Below are 20,531 nucleotides of genomic sequence, written 5' to 3'. Positions count from 1 at the left end.
AGGCCTTTTTGTTCACTATTCCCAATTGGATAATTGAGAGTGTGGCATCATTAGTCTGACGAATCTCGTAGTGCGACCGTTAGATTAAACACTAGATTCTCAGGTGTTGAGTCTTTACTGTCAGCACAGAAATAGCCTTCGCGCTCAAACTGATATGCTTTTTCTGCTGGAGCATTAACCAAACTTGCTTCAACCAAGCCATGCTTAACCACCAATGAGTTAGGATTTAATACCTCATCTACGGTTGCTGCTGCTGCTGGATTAGGCTGGCTAAACAACTTGTCGTACAGACGCAACTCGGCTTTCACTGCGGTTGTGGCTTCAACCCAGTGGATCACACCTTTGACTTTACGGCCATCTGCGGGGTTTTTGCCCAATGTATCCTTATCATAAGTACAGTAGATGGTAGTTACATTACCCTCTGCGTCTTTATCACAACGTTCCGCCTTGATCACATAAGCATTACGTAACCGCACCTCTTTGCCTTGCACCAAACGTTTGTACTTTTTGTTCGCCTCTTCACGGAAATCATCGGCATCAATGTAAATTTCACGGCCAAAGGCAAGCTCACGCTGTCCCATCGACTCTATCGTTGGGTGGGCTGGTGCGCTTAAACGCTCAATCTGATCTGCTGGATAGTTCTCAATAACCAACTTAACGGGATTAATCACCGCCATGGCACGAGGTGCGTGTTCGTTTAACTCTTCACGGATACAAGCATCAAGCATACCCACTTCGACCATATTCTCTTGTTTAGTCACGCCGATGCGACGACAAAACTCGCGAATTGATGAAGGCGTGTAACCACGGCGACGTAGACCCGCGATGGTCGGCATACGCGGATCATCCCAACCCGACACCAAATTACGTACCACTAAATCATTAAGCTTACGCTTAGACATCAGGGTATATTCAAGATTTAAGCGCGAGAATTCATATTGACGCGTCCGGTTTGGCGCCTGAAAATCATCAAGATTATCTAATACCCAGTCATACAAACGACGATTATCTTGAAACTCTAAGGTACACAAAGAGTGAGTGATATTTTCAAGGGCATCAGAGATACAATGGGTAAAGTCGTACATTGGGTAGATGCACCACTTGTCGCCCGTCTGATGATGATGGGCAAAACGAATACGGTAAATAATAGGATCGCGCATACACATAAACGGTGATGCCATGTCCACCTTTGCACGCAGCGAACACTCACCTTCTTTAAACTCACCCTTACGCATTTTTTCAAACAGCTCAAGGTTTTCAGCCACTGAAGTGTCACGGTAAGGACTATTTTTACCTGGCTCTTTTAAGGTGCCACGATATTCACGTGTTTGTTCACCATTAAGAAAACACACGTAGGCTAAACCTTTGGTGATTAATTCAACCGCATACTGATGTAATTTATCAAAGTAATTTGATGAATAACGAACATCCCCATCCCACTGAAATCCTAACCACTGCACGTCAGCCTGAATAGAGTTAACGTAATCGATATCCTCTTTCTCAGGGTTAGTATCATCAAAACGTAAGTTACATAGCCCTTTATAGTCTTGCGCTAAACCGAAATTTAAACAGATCGATTTGGCATGACCAATATGAAGGTAGCCATTAGGCTCTGGTGGGAAGCGGGTATGCACCTGAGTGTGCTTACCGCTTGCTAAATCTTCATCTATGATATTACGAATGAAGTTACTTGGACGAACTTCAGTGCCCGCATGACTCATGGAAATCCTCTTTGCCAACAGTGCTATGACCAATCGAGAGTGTAGTCGATCGGTGCCGATTAGGGAAAACCTGCATATTCCTACAGATCAGGTTGAGTTACAACGGCTGATAGACAAAAAGCCCTATCATTTATCGCAAAAACAAAAAAGCAGCGATAATTCGCTGCTTTTTGAATCAGAGCCCGCTTTATTCGGTCACGATATTAACCACAGGGATCAAGGTCTGTGCCTTTCTTCCTTTGCGCTTCAGCCACAGATAGAAGCTGATTAATGCCACCACAAAGAAACCAATCCAAAGACTCGACTGGAGTGGATGCTGGGCAAATGTCGCCGCTTGATAAAATACAGTCGCGGTGCCATAGGCTAAGGCAAAGGTCCAAGTCGCCGCAAAAGTGGCCCAACGTGAACCAAACTCGCCCACTAACGCTCCCATTGCTGCAACACAGGGTGTATACAACAAAATAAATAACAGGTAAGCAAACGCTGCAATAGTGCCACTAAATCCTGCCTGTAATGCACTGAATGTCGTGGTATCAACCACCAACTCTTCAGCTGCAACCTCTACGTTTGAAATATCACCTACTGACATAGACAATGGATCTTCTGGCGCAATACCAAACAGATTTTCCGGTATAGTTGCCAATGCTTCACTTACACTTTCAGATAATGGCGTTAATGCGCCCTCATCGCTACCTGCGGTCGAGTAAAGGCTATTTAAGGTGCCCACGACAGCTTCTTTAGCAAAAATTCCAGTGATGATCCCCACTGTAGCAGGCCAATTATCTTGCTCTATCCCCATAGGTGAAAACAGTGGAGTTACCTTTTGGCTTGCCACACTGAGCACCGACTCAGAACTATCTTCATGACCAAAAGAGCCATCAACACCAATGGCATTAATAAAGTTAAGCAAGGTCACGACAATTACAATGGTTTTACCTGCGCCTTTAATAAAGCTCTTGGTGCGCTTGCCCGTACGGGCCATTACCGTCTTGAATTTAGGCGTTTCATAATTAGGTAGCTCCATCACCACAGCACTACTTGAGCCAGGAAGCAAGGTAGAACGTAACAGCAAGCCAGTCCCCACAGCGGCGATAATTCCGATGATATAAAGTAAAAAGACTAGGTTTTGTCCCGATTCAGCAAAAAATGCCGCGGCAAACAAGGCGTACACAGGTAGACGAGCACCGCACGACATGAAAGGTGCCATCATGCCTGTCACGATGCGCTCACGCTCACTGCCTAGGGTACGGGTTGCCATAATGGCGGGAACTGAGCAGCCAAAACCTACAATCATAGGCACAAATGCTTTGCCTGGCAGACCAATGCGACGCATCAGGCCATCAACCACAAACGCGGCGCGCGCCATATAACCAGAACCTTCCAATACTGATAGCGCCAAAAACAGCGCAGCAATCACCGGAATAAAAGTAGCAACTGTCTGAATACCTTGACCAACACCACCAGCAACAATTGTCACCAGCCAGTCTGGCAGACTGAGACTACTCATTAAAGCACCGAGGTGATCAACAAATACGGCGCCGGCGACGATATCGAAAAAATCGATGAATGCACTGCCCACGTTAATACTAAACATGAACATTAAATACATCACAAATAGAAAAACAGGGACCCCCACAACAGGGTGTAGTGCCACTTTATCTATACGATCGCTTAAGGTAGGCACGTTGGTGCTGATAACAGACTGATCAAACACCTGCTGCACAAAATCAAAGCGGGTCGTTGCAATCATGATCTCGATATCTTGGCCTTGTGCCGCTAATGCTTCAGAACACTGAGACACTTCAGACAGCATTTGACCATTTTTACATTGGCCACAACCTAAGCCATTAGCCAACATCGCTAAGGCACGACCACGGCTAAGGTTGGCGTCACGGCTATGTAGCGCCTTAATTCCACGCTCGATTTCATCATCGTATGACAATACTAAAGGCGCTTCAGATACTCTCCCCTCAAGTAAATCGACAACTTGACTTTTTACTTGCTCAATATCTCCCGCTTCACGCGAACATACCGCAATCACAGGGCAACCTAATTGCTGGCTCATTTCAGTGACGTTAATGTCAATACCGTGAGCCTTAGCGACGTCAATCTTATTAATAACGACGACCATAGGGATACCCAGCTCACGCAGCTGGACGGTCAAATAAAGGTGGCGCTCAATATTAGTGGCATCAACCAAATTAATAATGGCATCCATACTAGTATCGGCTAAATACTGCTGTGCAACCTGCTCATCAAGTGAGCAATCACAGCTACTGCCTGCCGGAAGAAGATCGTAAATGCCAGGTAAATCAGTTAATAAAACATCGGCTCCATTGAGTGTGAATTGCCCCGTTTTCTTTTCAACGGTTACACCAGACCAATTACCAACCTGCTGATTAGCGCCAGTTAACGCATTAAATAAAGTCGATTTACCCGCATTAGGGTTACCGACTGTGACACAATGAAATTGGTTAGCCATGGGCAACATCCACCTCTATTACATCTGCTAAATCTTTACGCATACACAATTTACTACCGCGAATAGCCAATTCTACACCTGTGCCTAATGGCGCTCGTCTGAGCATAGTGAAAGCGGTGTTAGGGGTTATGCCCATGGATAACAGCTTACGCTTAACAACGGACGGCAGATTAATCTGACCTACTTCGGCGATAACAGCACTCTCGCCCGGCTTTAATTCGCTTAATTTCATATGTCTACCTTTTCAGGCCTCGAAAGAGCTTTATTAGCACCGATTCTAACGGAGCATCACTTAAAATAACTTTATCTAGATCAACATTTGAGACCGTAAACGATAATAGTTTTCAATTGTGTTTTGTATTATGTGACAGATCTCTCAACGAGTAAAACCCTTTATGCGATTGATAATGATTTTCATTAATATCGAAAATCTACCATCCACAACAGCCAAAGTTGTGACGAGTATCACACTTAAGCATTCTCCCTAGCAGAACGAGCTAAAAAAGCACGAAATATAACTATTTATTTACACATCATTCACATTTTAATTCTACTATTTACCTTTGGTAATTTAGCCAATCGTGAAACATAACAATTAAAACGGCTTACGTGCTCGGGACGAATAATGATGAATATGGATACAACAGGGATAAAGCCTCTATTCCAAGGAAGTTTTATCGCTATCTTGATGCTATTAAGCATCAATGTAATGGCTACCCCGTCGGATGAACAATCGGCTCAAGAGGTAGAACAGATACTCGATAAGAAGTTTGCTGAAGGTCAGTACTCATCCAAAGGCGCTGATAGCTGTTTAACTTGTCACCGTAAAAGCCAAACTGTGATGGCACTATTCGACGGTGTTCATGGTAGCACCACTATCAAGGGCTCCCCTATGGCCGATCTACAATGTGAAGCCTGCCATGGTCCTATGGGGAAGCATAATAAAGGCGGTAAAGAGCCAATGATCACCTTCGGCGCCAACTCTCCAGTACCGGCTGCAAAACAAAATAGTGTTTGTATGAGCTGCCATAACGATGACCAACGCATGGCTTGGAATGGCAATCATCATGATACCGCCGATGTTGCTTGTGCTGATTGCCATCAAGTCCATACTGGCCATGACCCTATATCCGATCGCGCTCAAGAAGTGGCCGTGTGCACCAGTTGCCATACCCAGCAAAAAGCCGACATGCACAAACGCAGCGCTCACCCAATGCAATGGCAACAAATGGTTTGCAGTGATTGCCATAACCCACACGGCAGCCTCAGTGATGCCAGTCTCAAACAGATGAGTATTAACGACAACTGCTACGCCTGCCATGCAGAGAAACGCGGGCCTAAGCTGTGGGAGCATGCCCCCGTCACAGACAATTGTGCCAGTTGCCATAACCCGCACGGCAGCGTTAATGAAGCCATGCTAATCGCTAAACCACCACAATTATGTCAGCAATGTCATGCATCCGAAGGCCATACATCTAACGCGGTGTTTGGTAACACGGCTAATGCCTTTAATGCAGGCCAAAGCTGTATGAATTGTCACAGCCAAGTCCACGGCTCCAATCATCCATCTGGCAAACTGCTGCAGCGTTAACAGGGAGTATGAGCAATGACACACCACACTAGAAATCCCCTGCCGCTGCGCCTAAGTACGCTGGCACTGGCCATCCTCAGCACAACGGCACTTGGCGAAGGATATAGCCTGGCATCGGTCAACCGCGACAACCTTAAAACCGAGGCTTGGGAGTGTAAACGCTGTACCACCGCAACTGGCACCAGTGGTGCTATCGGTGTAGGTGCAGCCTATAACGATGGCGAAGATAGCCATTTTGGCAATACCAGCGGTACAGATAATGATGGTGTTGTAGCAAGCCTAGAGGCGGATATACAACATAAGGCATCATCGGGTTACCAAACCCACTTTAGCGCCGATAAACTGGGTTACGATAATGGTTCGGCTCAGCTCACAACAGGTAAACCGGGCCAATATAAAATATCGGCCGCCTACCGCGGTATTGCCCAATATGACACCAATCATGCTTTAACCCCCTACCGCTCCCAAGGCGATACGTGGATTTTACCTCCACAATGGCAAACCGGTGCGACCACATCACAAATGACGGACCTACAAAGCAGCATTCAGCCAACTGCATTGCAGATAGAACGGGAGCGTTACAACTTAGATGCCAGCTATACTGGTAGCTTTTATCGCGCCGAACTGGGTTATCAATATGAGCAGCGCCAAGGTCAGCGCCGCGCCAGTGGCAATCTACTCACTAACAGTACCATGCTGGCAGAGCGTATTGATGACGCGACCGATAATGTTACCGCTAAAATTTACCTTAACGGTGCTAATTGGTTAGCTGGCATCGAAACACAACTCAGTCATTATAAGAATGATCAACAAGCCCTGCGTTGGCAATCGGCTTTTACCCCCACCTTTGGTGCCGCTTACTCTGGCCAAAATGCCGTATCACCCGATAATAAAGCGTATCGCATCGCAGGAAATAGTCAGTTTACCAACGGGGCTCAGCACGTATTGATGCATGTTGGCTTTACCCGTATGACCCAAGATCAGTCCTATTTGCCCGCCACCATTAATGGCCCCTCTCCTGTGCTACCAACGGATAATTTAGCGGGCCAAGTTGATATTACCGAGATGAAACTCAACTATTCGGGGAGGCTGTCTCGGGTATTGTCACTGCGTGCCAGTTATGACTACCGTGACCGTGACAACAAAAGCCAAGTTAATCCTTATCCCCAGATCATTACCGACAGCTATCTCAGTGGTTATGCACACAACCTCGAATATGATCGCACCGCACAGCAGGCCAAACTTGCGGCTAAATATCGACTAAATCGCGCCGCGTATATCGATATAGGCTACGACTATGATCACAATAATTACAGTGATTTAGACAGACAAAGCCTGCAAGAGTCGACGCTATTTGCCAAAATAAATTATCGCATTTCCACCCAATGGCAAGTCTGGCTCAAAGCCAGCGGTAGCGATAGAACGGGTAGCGAATACTCGCCAGTCACCAGCACAGCAAGTCCTAGCAATCCTTTGTTAAGAAAAAGCTATTTGGCAGACCGCGAGCGCCAACGTTACGGACTATACGGCAGCTACGTCACTGGTGCCTTCTCTGCCAGCGCCAACGCACATTGGATGCAAGATGATTACACTGACACCCTTATTGGGCTCACCAAAGTAGACACACAAGGCTATGATCTGTCGGCACAATACGCCGTCAACGACAATATCAACCTCAACGCCTTTGTTAATCAAGATTGGCGCGATAGTGACCAAGCCGGCAGTAGCAATTTTGGCGCGCCTAACTGGTATGCCACCTCAGCCGCAAAATCAACTCTGATCGGCGCTGGATTAAATTACGCTAACCTACTAGATAACAAGCTTAAATTAGGAATCGATTACACTTATGCCGATGGCCAAAACGATACCGAAGTGCTCCAAGGTCTACGCAGCCCCTATGACAATTACTATTCAACTAGGCACACACTCAATACCTTTGCTAACTACCAAATTAGCGACAAATTTGGGCTGCGTTTCGATTGGATTTTTGAACAATATCAAGATGCTGACTGGGCAAATGGGGGGCTAGCGCCAGACAGTATCCCGAATGTGTTGAGCTTTGGCGATTTAAGCCACGATTACAACGCCCACTATTTTGGGCTGACATTAAGTTATCAACTCTAACTGATGCCAACGACCAAATTTCCAAGGAAGAGATGATGAAGAAAATGACCTACCTTAACCGTTACGCTGCCACGTTAGCTGTGGCTTTTATCCTCAGCGCCTGTGGTGGTGATGATGGTGCCCCCGGTAAACCCGGAGAGCCTGGCGGCCCACCAGCAATGACGATCGATACCTTACAAATCGCTATCGATGATGTCACTATGCAGTCTGGTATTGCCACCGTTAACTACCATGTCACCAACCAAGATGATCAACCGGTGGTTGGCGTGGCAAGCGCAACCTTTATTGCTGCGCAGTTGCTGCCCCAAGGTTACACTAACGCCGGCAATAGCTCACAATGGCAGTTTTTTACCTCACAAAACTGCCCTGCTAGGTGTGCAGGGGATTATGTCGACTATAAAAATGGCGACTACAGCTACACCTTCGATGCCCCATTTGATGGCATGAATGACATTAGTTACCAAGCAGGGGCGACTCAACGAATCGTCATAAAAATGGGCGGTGATAGCCTAGCCGATGGCACAGCCCTTCCCGTGACCAATCAACATCTTGATTGGCAAGCCCCCACTACAGGGCAAAGTGCAGAGCCCGCTTACACCCGCAATATCGTGACCATTGCTACCTGTAATAGCTGCCATAATGACTTAGCCTTTCATGGTAGTAACTACAACCAAATAGAAACCTGCGTCACTTGTCATAACGCCGATAGAGTCAGCAATCCTGACAATATTTTCCCACAGATGGTACACACCAAACACTTATCGGGCTTTCCTGGTTCTTTGGCTAACTGCCAAACATGCCATGTGGCTGATGATACCTTAAGTGAAAATCATAATTGGGCTCGGGTTCCGACCATGGAGGCTTGCGGTGCTTGCCACAACAATATCGACTTTAAAGCAGGCCAAGGACATCCAGCTCAAGCAGACAATGCCAACTGTATCGCCTGCCACAACCCAGATTGGACAGCCAATGTGCACAACGACGGTGGTAATGATGAGGCCCTAGGCCAGTTTGCAGCCAGCATCAAATCAGCATCACTCAGTGGCGATACTGTCTCCTTTACCTTGAGTTTACGTAACCCCGCATCAGGTCAGATCTATACAGACAGTGCCAACAATCTTAACTTTGTCGCCGATCTACGTGTATACGCTAATTGGGGAACCAGTTTCGATTACGCGACACGTTCGCCACGCTCCATCCGCTTGCAAGAGGAAGCCCCCATCGCTGGTAGTAATGGCAACTATAGTTATCAAATTACTGGCGTCACGGTTCCAGCTGGCACTGAGATGGGTTTAGGCGCCTTAGCCATACAAGGCAAAGTTTGCGCCGCCAATGGCGTATTAGGCGACTGTAGTGACGCCACAAACAGTGAAGTTAACATCAAGTCGAGCCACCAATTCTTTAGCGCACAAGCACTAAGCGATAGCGGTCGACGAGTCGTGGTCACTAATGACACTTGTGGGAGTTGTCATGGCGATCAACAACTTAATTTCCACGGTTCACGCAATGATTTAGAAGGACAATGTCAGCTGTGTCATAACCCTAATATGGTTGCCGATGCCACCGATAACCCCTCTACCGCCACCGCCGATTACAAGCACCTAGTGCATGGGATACACAGTGGCCAACGTGAAGGTTATGAGTCGATTAACTATCCTGGAAACTTAGGTAATTGTGCGCAGTGTCATAGCCAACAAGCTGGCGTATTAACCGCAGCATTGCCACTGTATGCGGGCGTAAAACCACTGGCTATCGCGGGCGATTTGTACACCAGCCCTACCGCCGCCATCTGCAGCGATTGCCACGCCAGTGATAGCGCCACCAACCATATGATGCAACAAGGCGCCGTATTTAAGGGTTCCTTAGCCGATGCCAACGCCGGAACAGAAAGCTGCACCACCTGTCACGGTCAGGGCGCAAGCGCCGATGTACTCAAGGTTCACCCGATCAAGTAATGACGATGTGCGCTAGGTGCTCCCTCGTGCACATCTTGTTAGTGACTTTTGAAACGCACTATTTATGGAACGCATAATTATGGATATAAAAGCAAAAGGTACCCCATGGAGCGTTATCGCTCTGGCGTGTAGCACGTTATTAATCGGTTGCGGCAGTGACGGAGACGATGGCAAAGATGGCGTAGATGGCCCTATTGGTGTCAATATTGATTCAACATCGACCATCATGGCTGAATTTACCCAAGCCTCGATTGCCGATGGTATCGTCAGCGTTGACTTTAGATTAGAAAACGCCAATGGCGTTGCAGTGCTGGGCCTTAACAAAGACTACGATATCCGTTTTGGTATCGCGCAACTGGCACCTGTCACAGAGACAATCGAGGGTGAGGTTTATGATAGGGGTTTGCAATGGCAGGCCTATATTAATACCTTGAAACAACCGGGAACACTGCCAGATGATACTGCTGGGCTAAACCCATCGCCACAATATCAAGCCAATGTCGAAGCCGCCAGCAACTGTGAAGATTGCCTTGTCGACAACCTCGATGGTAGTTATCGCTACACTTTCCAACAAAATATCGCCAATGTAACCGAGCCGCTGACGATCACTTATGGCGCCGACAATACCCATAGAGTGACGTTAGAATTAAAACTTGATCAAGCAACGGCCAATGCCCATCACGATTGGCAGCCCTCAACAGGCGCTACCGACGATATTCAAACCCGTAATGTGGTGACTATCGACACCTGTTATACCTGTCATCAGGCAGAAAGCTTGGCACTGCATGGCGGTCGACGCATCGCATTAGAAAACTGCGCCAGTTGCCATACATCAACTTCAGGCGATCCTGAAAGCGGTAACAGCGTCGACTTTACCTTCATGATCCATGCCATTCACAGAGGGCAAGACAGACAAATCAGCACCCCTGATGGATTAGTACCAGCCCCTTATAAGATTGTGGGTTATGGCGGTAGTTTACACGACTATGGCAAAGTCACCTTCCCGCAAAAGCCTGCGGCAGATTGTGCCTCATGCCATGTTGAAGGCGCTGGCGCTCCGGCGAATGCGGATCTGTTTAAAGCCGATCTGAGCAACACGGCATGTGTCGCCTGTCACAGCGAAAAGCCCTCACAAAATCATACTGATACCAACTGTATGGCCTGCCATAACGCCACCAATACGTACCCTGGTACAGGCAATGCGGAAAAACGCCATGGTGACGTATTACAAGCGTATGTTGACGCGGAAGCCATGGGCGTCAGCTTTAGTAATATCGGGCTCGATGCCAACGGTAAACTGACGTTTGATGTACAAGTAACCGATGCCAGTGGCGCACCTATTGCCAGCGAGTTTGTCGACCAAAGTACCCGAGTCGTGGTCGCGTGGGATACCGATAAGGATTACCCCGCTTATGAGGATGCCTCTTATCGCGAGCGCCGCATACGTTTATCTGAAGGCACCTATAATGCCGCCACGATGACTTACACTCTTATTGGCAGCAACTTTGATATACCTGCTGATGCTGATGGTAAAACCTTCGAGTTATGGTCAACCATTGAGGTCTGCTTTAACAATGGCGGCTATGGCGTGGCCCAAGTGGTCATGACAGCTTGTAGCGATAACACCCGCAGCGTTGCCGTTAAAGAGCCGCCTTATCAGTTTGTCTGGGCAGGCTCAGGCCTCGATGCTAACGCACAAACGGCCATGCGCCGCAGTATTATCGACAGTGCTAAATGTCAGGGCTGCCATAATCAAGAAAATCATCACTATAACAACGGCTACAATTGTCAGACTTGTCATACCGCTGATAAAACGACCCGTTCTGACAGTGACTATCCAGGTGGCCAAAAATCCACTAGCTATGCTTTTAAGGCTCATGAGGCGCCAGGTCACTATCTCAAATATGCCGGAGTGCAATCGGGCACTGTCTTAAAAACCGATTGCAGTACCTGTCATACCGACAACGGTATTGCACTGGGCCGCGCAAGTGAGCGCGTATGGCGCTATGGCGACACCACTACAGGAGCCGATATCTGGGTATCATCAGATGCTGGTACCTGTTTAAGTTGTCACCAGAAATACCTCAGTGAAGCTGGCGCCAGCCATATCGAAACCAATGGCGGGATTCTCGATGGTACTAGCGTGGATGATGTCAGAACCCGAGCGGCCGAAGCCTGTTCGACCTGCCACACCCCCACGCAATTGCGCTCAATCCACGGTGGCTAGTGTAATAATTTAGTCTAATGAGTTAGCCGCGAGGGAACTCCTTAGCGGCTAAAGCCAATACCTTAGCGATTAAGTGTGCTAGCTGATTCAGGCTAAAAAAGAGATTAAATCCACAAAGGAGGCTTGCCCTCCTTTTTTATTGCTTGTTAACCAATGGCAAGCATCAAATAGCTGCAGCTGTAACTGTGAACTAGGTTGGCCACAAAACAAGCGGCAAAATAAGCGTAAAAAAAAGAGACTACAATACGATAGCATTCACACAGCGGCATTTACATATACAGGGGGACTGTTAATTTTTTGCTTTTTGTCAGGGTTTAATTCTGCATCTTCCATTTATCTAATCCAATTCGACTACCTCTAAAGAAATAGTCAGATCTCAATCACATAAAGCAATTAAAACAACTGCTAAATCGCCGCAGCTTAGATAGCCTTAGAGGTGGAAATTTAATTCCACACACTAATTGAGTGTTTTACAAATTTATAAATAGAAACTGTTCTCAATTGTGAGACCTGTTTTTAAAACAGAACAACTCAATAGTGATGATTAAAACTATTGCAGGGAATAATCATGATGAAAAAGTTCAATTTTAATGCGGCGACCAAAGCTGTATTAGGTGCAGGGCTTCTTTCTTTAGCACTTTCTGGTTGCGGCAGCGACGGTAAAGATGGTGAAGACGGAAAAGACGGCGTTATTGGCGTCAAAATCGATACAGCTAAAAGCATTAATGCAGTATTTACTAATGCCACTGTCGATGCTGGTAGCGTCACAGTTGATTTTAAACTCGAAAATGACAATGGCGTCGCTATCCTAGGATTAACCAAAGATCACGACTTACGATTTGGTATTGCACAATTAACTCACGTTATTGAAACTACTGGAGAAGGTGAAGAGGCAATCGAAGCCGATCGCGGTTACCAATGGCAAGCTTATATCAACGCAGAAAAAGCGCCTAATCCAGATTGGATCCCTGACGGCGAAACCAACATCAACCCAACAACACAGTTCCAAGCAAATGTTGAACAAGCAGCTAAATGTGACACCTGTTTTGTCGATAATGGCGACGGTACCTATAGTTACACCTTCCAACAGAATATTGCTGATGTGACTACCCCTGTCGCAGTCACTTATAATGCCGACTACACTCAGCGTGCCACCTTAGAGCTTGAACTAAGTCCCCTTGCAGCTAATGCAAACTTTGACTGGCAACCTTCAACAGGCTTAACCGAAGGGATCCAGAGTCGCGATGTGGTTTCAATCGAAACCTGCTATACCTGCCATCAGCCAGAGAGTCTTGAGCTACATGGCGGCCGCCGTATTAACATCGAAAACTGTGCCTCTTGTCATACTGCCACATCGGGCGATCCTGAATCAGGTAACAGTGTCGACTTTACCTATATGATCCATGCGATCCACAAAGGTCATGCAAGAACAACTTACGCACCAGACTCGACCGATCCTGTACCTGATGCAAACGGCAATATTCCTGCACCTTACAAGGTAATTGGTTATAAAGGCTCTGTGCATGACTATGGTAAGGTGATGTATCCCCAAAAGCCGGCAGCTGATTGTGCAGCGTGTCACGTAACAGGTGAAAGTGCACCAGCCAATGCCGATCTATTTTTGGCTAATCAAAGTAATACGGCCTGTATTGCTTGCCACACTACCATGCCTAAAAAATATCACGATCCTCAAAATGAAAACTGTATCTCTTGTCATATAGAAGAGGGTTACGCTAGAAGCGGGGCTGAAGCACATGGCGATGTGATGAAAAGCTATAATGCTAGCCAAGGCTACTCAGCTAAGTTCAGCAACATCAAGGTTACAGCTAAAGTATTAACCTTTGATGTGCAAATCTTAGATGATAAAGGTGAGCCTGTAGCCAAAGAGTTTATTGCAGACCCTAGCCAATACACGCCGTCAAGCATCTACTTCTCTTGGGATATCGACAAAGACTACCCCGCTTACAAAGATGGGAGTAAATACGGTGACCGCGGCTTTGCACTGAATGCCGCCAGCTATGATGCAACTACTAAAACGTTCAGCATAGATAGCAGCAACAGTACACTAAAGCTCCCTACCGATGATATAACAGGTGACTTAGCACTAGAAGGTAAGAGTGTTGAGCTATTTGCAGGCGTATCGACTTGCTTTAGAAAGGGAGGTTATGGCCGACCTGTTGTTGAGCCAGTAGCTTGTGATACGGTCGACGACTATGGTAATTCAGTCGTCACCAGCGCTTACATTCAAGATGAGCCTCTGCGCTTTACCTGGAATGATACCGACACCAGTGAACCTGCTAAGGCTCGCCGGGCGATTATCGATTCAACTAAGTGTATGGGTTGCCACAATAAAGTGATTGCTCATTACGATAATGGTGTCAACTGTCAAGCTTGTCATACTCCTGATAAAGGCTTAACTCAGTGGGGAGACATTGCACCTACAAGCTTTGCTTATAAAGCTCATCACGCTTCAGGGCATGATATGAACGCTAAATGGGGCAGCGGTCTAAAATCTGAGACAGTCATGAAAACAGATTGTACAACCTGTCATGCTGACTCAGGCGTTAAACTAGGCCAAGCACCTGAGCGCGCATGGCGCTACCCTGCTTTCGATGGTAATGGTGAAATTTGGGTCTCATCTGATGCAGGTAGCTGCCTAAGCTGTCACCAAGCGCACCTAGATGATGCCGCTAAGTCTCACATCAAAACCAACGGTGGTATTTTAGATGGTAGCAATGCTGACTATGTAAAAGCTAATGCAGCAGAGACTTGCCAGACATGTCATACACCAGCAAATATCATGACAATTCACGGTAACTAATATTGAGATAATGATTCATCCCTAAGTGATGAGTTAACTTCAATAACACCCCAAAGGGAGGCTTTGCCTCCCTTTGTTTTTTCAGTAAAACAATATAATAACAATGCAAACAATTGCGTTAAGCTAATGTAATACGCCTGTTTTTTTGTTCACCCTCATGCTTTAGCTTCCAATCTAACTACCTCTTTAGAAATAGAAAGATCTCGGTCACACATTAGACTATGTTCGGCAGATTTTAGCCGCTTGTTACGTTACGATTTCGGTGGGGATTTCTATTTCCAGCATTGACTTAGGTTGCACTACTTATAATGAGAACGGTTCAGAAAACTGACCATGCACTTAAGACGATGCCAAACCTATGCAGGGAAAATATGATGAACGTACAAAATAATAAGTTTAAGCTGCTTCTGGCAGCAGGTGCAGTCTCTATGGCTCTTAGTGGTTGTGGCGGCAGCGATGGTGACAACGGCAATCCAGGTAACCCTGGTGGTCCAGCTGCGCCAGCAATCAATACACTTAACCTAGACGTGAAAAGCGTCACCTATGACAACGGCATCCCAACGGTGACCGTATTTGCCACCAACGAAGAAGATTTACCTATCGTTGGTCTGCAAGATTTAGGCATTGTCGCCGCACAGTTGGCTCCTATGGGGGCGACTGGCGCAGGTAATAGCGCACAGTGGACTCGCATTGCTCGGGTATCTGGTGCTGACAACTACATTGACAACAAAGACGGTAGCTATCAATTTACCTTCGAAGTCGAAGGTTACAATCAAGAGCTCACACAGCGCTTTAACGTCTATGCTGGCGGTAAAGACTCTACGCTTGCCGACGGTGTAACGTCGGTTCCGCGCCGTGAAATCGTTGCAGACTTTGATGGCAACGGTTATCAAGCTAAGTACACTAAAGATATTGTCAGTCACCAAGCTTGTACTGCTTGTCACGCCGAAGGTGAACCGCTGACGACACGTCACAGCAGTTACTACACCCAAGAAACCTGTGCCACTTGCCATAGCAGCTCAATGTCAACTGAGTCGCAATGGAACCACCTCGTTCATAACATCCATAACTCAGCAAAAAGCTTTACTGACAGAAAGGGGAAAGAGTATGACGGTAAAGCGGCAGAATTGTTAATTCAAAACAACTGTCAGGCCTGTCACGTAGAATCAGAAGAGCTTTCTGAATGGGGTAACTGGTCACGGGTTCCTACCATGGAAACCTGTACTAGCTGCCACGTCAATGTCGACTTTATGGCTGGTAAAGGCCACTCACAGCAAAATGACAACAGCAACTGTATCGCCTGTCATAATGCCAGCTGGACTGAAGAAATTCATACTGCCGATGCCATTCAAAAACGTGCCCTTATCGATTTAGTCGGTATGAACGCAACCCTAACTGCTGTACCCGCAGATATGAGTGCTAACATCACCATTAGCTTCTCTGATGAAGCCGGCAACGCGTTGGATGTCACTAGTATCCTGCCTAAAATTAAACGGGTCGAAAGCATCACCAATGTCGGGCCCAACTACCCAATTATGGGTTACAACGCAAACCCCATTAATGGCGAGCACAAAGTCGCTATCGATATGATTAAGAACAGTGCACTTAACGGCGGCGCTCAAATCGTTGATGGCGCATTGGTTGTTAACACTGGCCCATTACCTTTTGGCGCAGCCGGTACTGACACTGATACCGCCTTTAGTTTAATTGGCTTAGAGATGTGTACAGCACAAGGCAAGCTTGTTGAATGTGCCGAAGGTGTTGCAACGGCCAGCATGAAAGCTGAGCTAGCCCACGGCACTTTATCGGGTGAAGCCCCAAGCACACGTCACATCAACTCGGTTAATTTTGCTGGCTGTGAAAGCTGTCATGGTGAAACCTTCGAGATCCATAAAGGTTATCACGCAGGCTTTGTCATGTCAGAGCAGTTAGGCCGTGAGCTTAATGGTGAAATCGTCACGGGTGTCGATGGCTGTGTCACTTGTCATACGCCAGATGGTACTTATGCAAGCGGCGCTAACAAAGGCGCGCTAGAGATGAAACTGCATAAAACCCATAGCCATGGCGATTATGCCGCGGTTTATGGTATGAACTGCAGCTCATGTCATAACGACTTCAACACCCAAGCGTTCAAGAAAAAAGGCGCTTTAGCAACCTCTTCTCGTAAAGAACAATCGACTGAAGATGAAAACAAAGATGGCGTCGTTGATGAAAAAGACCAAATCACCATATCTGCTTACACTACACCCATAGCAGCAACGTGTTACTCATGTCACAGCTACAGCGGTGACAAGTTTAAGAATCACGTTGAAGGCCAAGGTGCGATTGTAAATATGGAAAATAAAGGTGCTGTAAACGATGCCGCACAGCTAGAAACCTGTTTCTACTGCCACGCACCGGTTATCGACGATCACACGGCTGTGAAGATGTAATTTGCTCATCTCAATATGAAAAACGGGGGAGTCCTCTCCCCCATTTTCGCTACCATTTGTGCAAATTAGGAAGTCTATTATGAAAATCACCAATAAATTAACCCGCTTTATACCAGCAATGCTTGCTGCTGCGCTGCTCTCGTTTGGCGCCAGTCAAGCAACCGCTGCCAAGTGGGACGCCAGCATGACACCGGACGAAGTGGAAGCCACCTTGGACAAGAAATTTGCCGAAGGTGACTATTCACCTAAAGGCGCCGACTCTTGCTTAATGTGTCACCGCAAGTCTGAAAAAGTGATGGATCTGTTCAAAGGCGTCCATGGCGCAATTGATTCAAGCAAAAGCCCCATGGCGGGCCTACAGTGTGAATCATGCCACGGCCCAATGGGCAAACATAACAAGGGCGGCAAAGAGCCAATGATCGATTTCGGTCCTACCTCTAGCTTGTCTGCTGAAAAACAAAACAGTGTCTGTTTGAGCTGCCACCAAGACGATAAGCGTATGTCATGGAATGGCGGTCATCATGACAATGCCGATGTAGCTTGTGCCTCATGTCACTCAGTGCATACCGCCAAAGATCCTGTGCTATCAAAAAGCACCGAAATGGAAGTATGTACGAGCTGCCATACTAAGCAAAAAGCGGATATGCACAAACGCTCAAGCCACCCCATGAAATGGGATCAAATGGTGTGTAGCGATTGTCATAATCCTCACGGCAGTATGTCTGATGCGGATCTAGTTAAGCCCAGTGTCAATGAAACCTGCTACTCATGCCACGCCGAAAAACGCGGCCCAAAGCTGTGGGAACATGCACCCGTAACTGAAGATTGTGTTGCGTGTCATAACCCACACGGCAGCGTGAACGAAGGAATGCTCAAGACCCGTGCACCACAGCTATGTCAGCAATGTCATGCTAGCGATGGTCACGCCAGTAACGCCTACATGGGTAACACTGAACTGGGTTCTGAAGTGGGCACAAATGCCTTCACCGGTGGTCGCAGCTGCTTAAACTGCCACAGTCAGATCCATGGTTCAAACCATCCATCTGGCAAGCTGTTTCAGCGCTAAGGAGACGACAACATGAAATTTAACTTAAATTTAGTCACGCTCGCCCTCATCGCTAACGCCAGTGTGTTTGTGCCCAATATCGTGCTCGCCGATGGCTATAATATTCAACAGGCCAACACCAGCAAGGTGCAGCTAGACAAGTGGGAATGTAAGCGCTGTGACATTGAAACTGGCGTATCGGGCACGGTTGGTGCGGGCGTCGGCTATAACGACAGCGATGATATCCGCTCTGCCAATGCCTTTGCCGCAGAAAACGAGTTTGCCGGTAAAGTCGATGCCGATGTGAATTACGTCGGTACATCGGGCTACCGCGCCTCTGTCGAAGCACAAGACTTAGGCATGGAAAATGGTCGTTTAGAGGTGAATGCTGGTAAAGTTGCCCAGTACAACCTCAATTTGAATTATCGTCAAATTGCGACCTACAAAACCGACAGTGCCATGACCCCTTACCAAGGTATTGGTGGCGGCGATTTAACCTTGCCTAATAACTGGCAAACCGCCGGGTCAAGCCAAGAGATGAGCCAGCTTAACGCCAGCTTAACGCCGCAAGAGTTGTCGCTTAAACGTAAGCGCGCAGGACTTGGGCTGAGCTATCAAGGTGAAGAGTTATGGAGCGCTTACATCAAGTATCAGCGTGAAGATAAAACCGGGCTAAAGTCAGCATCTGGCAGCTTCTTTAATCAGTCGATGATGCTCGCTGAACCCGTTGATCACACCACTGATAACCTTGAGGCCGGCATTAAACTCAAAGGCGATAATTGGTTTACCGCGCTCAACTATTCAGGTTCGAGCTTTAAAAACCAATATAGCCAACTGACGTTTGATAACGCGTTCAACCCAACTTTTGGGGCGCAGACCCAAGGCACTATGGCGCTTGACCCTGACAACGAAGCCCATACGGTCTCGTTACTAGGCCAATATCACCTAGGGCAAACCGTGATGAGTGGCCGCGTTCACTATGGTCAAATGACCCAAGATCAAGCCTTTGTCACCTCAGGCTATGGTTATCAATTACCTGCAGAGTCATTGGATGCGCAGGTCGATATGAGTGGCGCTAATCTTAAAGTGGTGTCGCGCTTAAATCGTACTGTGCGTGTGAATGCCAGCTACGACTACAGCGACCGTGATAATCAAACCGAGATTGAGCAGTGGACGCAGATCAGCATCGACTCGACTAGCGGTAAAGTGGCTTACAACACGCCCTATGATATTACCACCCATCGCGGTAAATTGGGCGCTGATTTTCGTATCAGCCGCGGCATGAAGCTCGATGCGGGTTACGATTACCGTCGTGATGAGCGTAGCTACCAAGATCGTGAAACCACAGATGAAAATACACTTTGGACTAAGTTCCATATCAGTGCATTTAACAACTGGGATATGTGGATCAAGGGCAGCTATGGCGAACGTGATGGTTCTGAGTATCAAGCATCACAGTGGACTTCAAGCGAGTCGAACGACCTACTACGTAAGTACAACTTAGCTGATCGCAAACGCAGCATGGTCGAGGCTCGTGTGAGCCACACGCCTATCGATGCGCTGACTATCGATCTAGGTGCACGCTACGCTCTGGATGATTACAACGACACCCAGATTGGCTTAACTGAATCGACCGATCTTAGTTACGATATCAATGCCAGTTACTTGATCACCGACGACATGATGGTTAACGCTTTCTATAATCGTCAAAATATCGATTCGGATCAGTCAGGTAGCACCAACTTTGGTGCCGCTAACTGGTTTAGCCAAATCGAAGATCAAGTCGATGTGGTGGGTGCGGGCTTTAGCTATAACAATCTGTTAGAAAATAAACTGCGTCTAGGCGTAGATTACACCTATTCAGATTCAAGCAGTAATACCCAAGTCACTCAAGGCATAAGCGGTGACTATGGCGATTACTTTGCCAAAGTGCACAACGTCAATGTCTATGGTCAATATCAGGCCACCGAAAAAATGGCCCTGCGTCTTGATTACAAGATGGAAAACTATCAAGACAATGACCCAGGCAATAGCATCGCTCCCGATGGTATTTGGAATGTGGTCAGCTTTGGTAGCAACAGCCATGATTACACCGCCCATTTGGTGATGTTAAGCATGAGCTATAAGCTATAA

11 protein-coding genes are annotated in these 20,531 nt (G+C 47.1%); 8 read left to right on the top strand and 3 right to left on the bottom strand.

Features of this window, described 5'->3' with window-relative positions; all coding sequences use genetic code 11:
* Positions 1 to 50: 50 nt before the first annotated feature.
* From glnS to AC5YB1_RS07985, 3 genes are all read right to left on the bottom strand, one after another.
* Positions 51 to 1,721 carry a glutamine--tRNA ligase gene (glnS, locus tag AC5YB1_RS07995; protein WP_494521399.1) on the bottom strand — a complete coding sequence of 557 codons (1,671 nt, stop codon included), beginning with the start codon at positions 1,719 to 1,721 and terminating at the stop codon, positions 51 to 53.
* 187 nt (positions 1,722 to 1,908) lie between these two features.
* Positions 1,909 to 4,203 carry a Fe(2+) transporter permease subunit FeoB gene (gene feoB / locus AC5YB1_RS07990; RefSeq protein WP_494521398.1) on the bottom strand — a complete coding sequence of 765 codons (2,295 nt, stop codon included), beginning with the start codon at positions 4,201 to 4,203 and terminating at the stop codon, positions 1,909 to 1,911.
* Positions 4,196 to 4,435 (bottom strand): FeoA family protein, encoded by a 240-nt coding sequence (locus AC5YB1_RS07985; RefSeq protein ID WP_494521397.1) that lies wholly within the window; start codon positions 4,433 to 4,435, stop codon positions 4,196 to 4,198. The genes feoB and AC5YB1_RS07985 overlap by 8 nt, the downstream gene beginning before the upstream one ends.
* 456 nt (positions 4,436 to 4,891) lie before the next feature.
* Between AC5YB1_RS07985 and AC5YB1_RS07980 the strand changes: the two genes are divergently transcribed.
* The 8 genes from AC5YB1_RS07980 to AC5YB1_RS07945 all read left to right on the top strand — a co-directional run bounded on the left by AC5YB1_RS07980 (position 4,892) and on the right by AC5YB1_RS07945 (position 20,531).
* Complete coding sequence (locus AC5YB1_RS07980) at positions 4,892 to 5,794, top strand: DmsE family decaheme c-type cytochrome (protein WP_494521610.1); 903 nt, start codon at positions 4,892 to 4,894, stop codon at positions 5,792 to 5,794.
* A gap of 15 nt (positions 5,795 to 5,809) precedes the next feature.
* Positions 5,810 to 7,918 (top strand): MtrB/PioB family decaheme-associated outer membrane protein, encoded by a 2,109-nt coding sequence (locus AC5YB1_RS07975; protein WP_494521396.1) that lies wholly within the window; start codon positions 5,810 to 5,812, stop codon positions 7,916 to 7,918.
* A 32-nt stretch (positions 7,919 to 7,950) separates the two neighbouring features.
* Positions 7,951 to 9,873: an OmcA/MtrC family decaheme c-type cytochrome gene (locus AC5YB1_RS07970; RefSeq protein WP_494521395.1), complete on the top strand. Its 1,923-nt coding sequence runs from the start codon at positions 7,951 to 7,953 to the stop codon at positions 9,871 to 9,873.
* 79 nt (positions 9,874 to 9,952) lie between these two features.
* Positions 9,953 to 12,100, top strand: coding sequence for an OmcA/MtrC family decaheme c-type cytochrome (locus tag AC5YB1_RS07965; RefSeq protein WP_494521394.1), 2,148 nt, complete (start codon positions 9,953 to 9,955; stop codon positions 12,098 to 12,100).
* 568 nt (positions 12,101 to 12,668) lie between these two features.
* Complete coding sequence (locus AC5YB1_RS07960; RefSeq protein WP_494521393.1) at positions 12,669 to 14,921, top strand: OmcA/MtrC family decaheme c-type cytochrome; 2,253 nt, start codon at positions 12,669 to 12,671, stop codon at positions 14,919 to 14,921.
* A gap of 371 nt (positions 14,922 to 15,292) precedes the next feature.
* Positions 15,293 to 17,353: an OmcA/MtrC family decaheme c-type cytochrome gene (locus AC5YB1_RS07955; RefSeq protein WP_494521392.1), complete on the top strand. Its 2,061-nt coding sequence runs from the start codon at positions 15,293 to 15,295 to the stop codon at positions 17,351 to 17,353.
* Positions 17,354 to 17,471: 118 nt separating this feature from the next.
* Positions 17,472 to 18,419, top strand: a complete 948-nt coding sequence (locus AC5YB1_RS07950) for a DmsE family decaheme c-type cytochrome (protein WP_494521609.1) — start codon at positions 17,472 to 17,474, stop codon at positions 18,417 to 18,419.
* 12 nt (positions 18,420 to 18,431) lie between these two features.
* Positions 18,432 to 20,531, top strand: a complete 2,100-nt coding sequence (locus AC5YB1_RS07945; RefSeq protein ID WP_494521391.1) for an MtrB/PioB family decaheme-associated outer membrane protein — start codon at positions 18,432 to 18,434, stop codon at positions 20,529 to 20,531.

The sequence above is a fragment of the Shewanella sp. 433 genome, from assembly GCF_059338565.1.
This window is presented reverse-complemented; position numbering and strand designations above follow the sequence as displayed.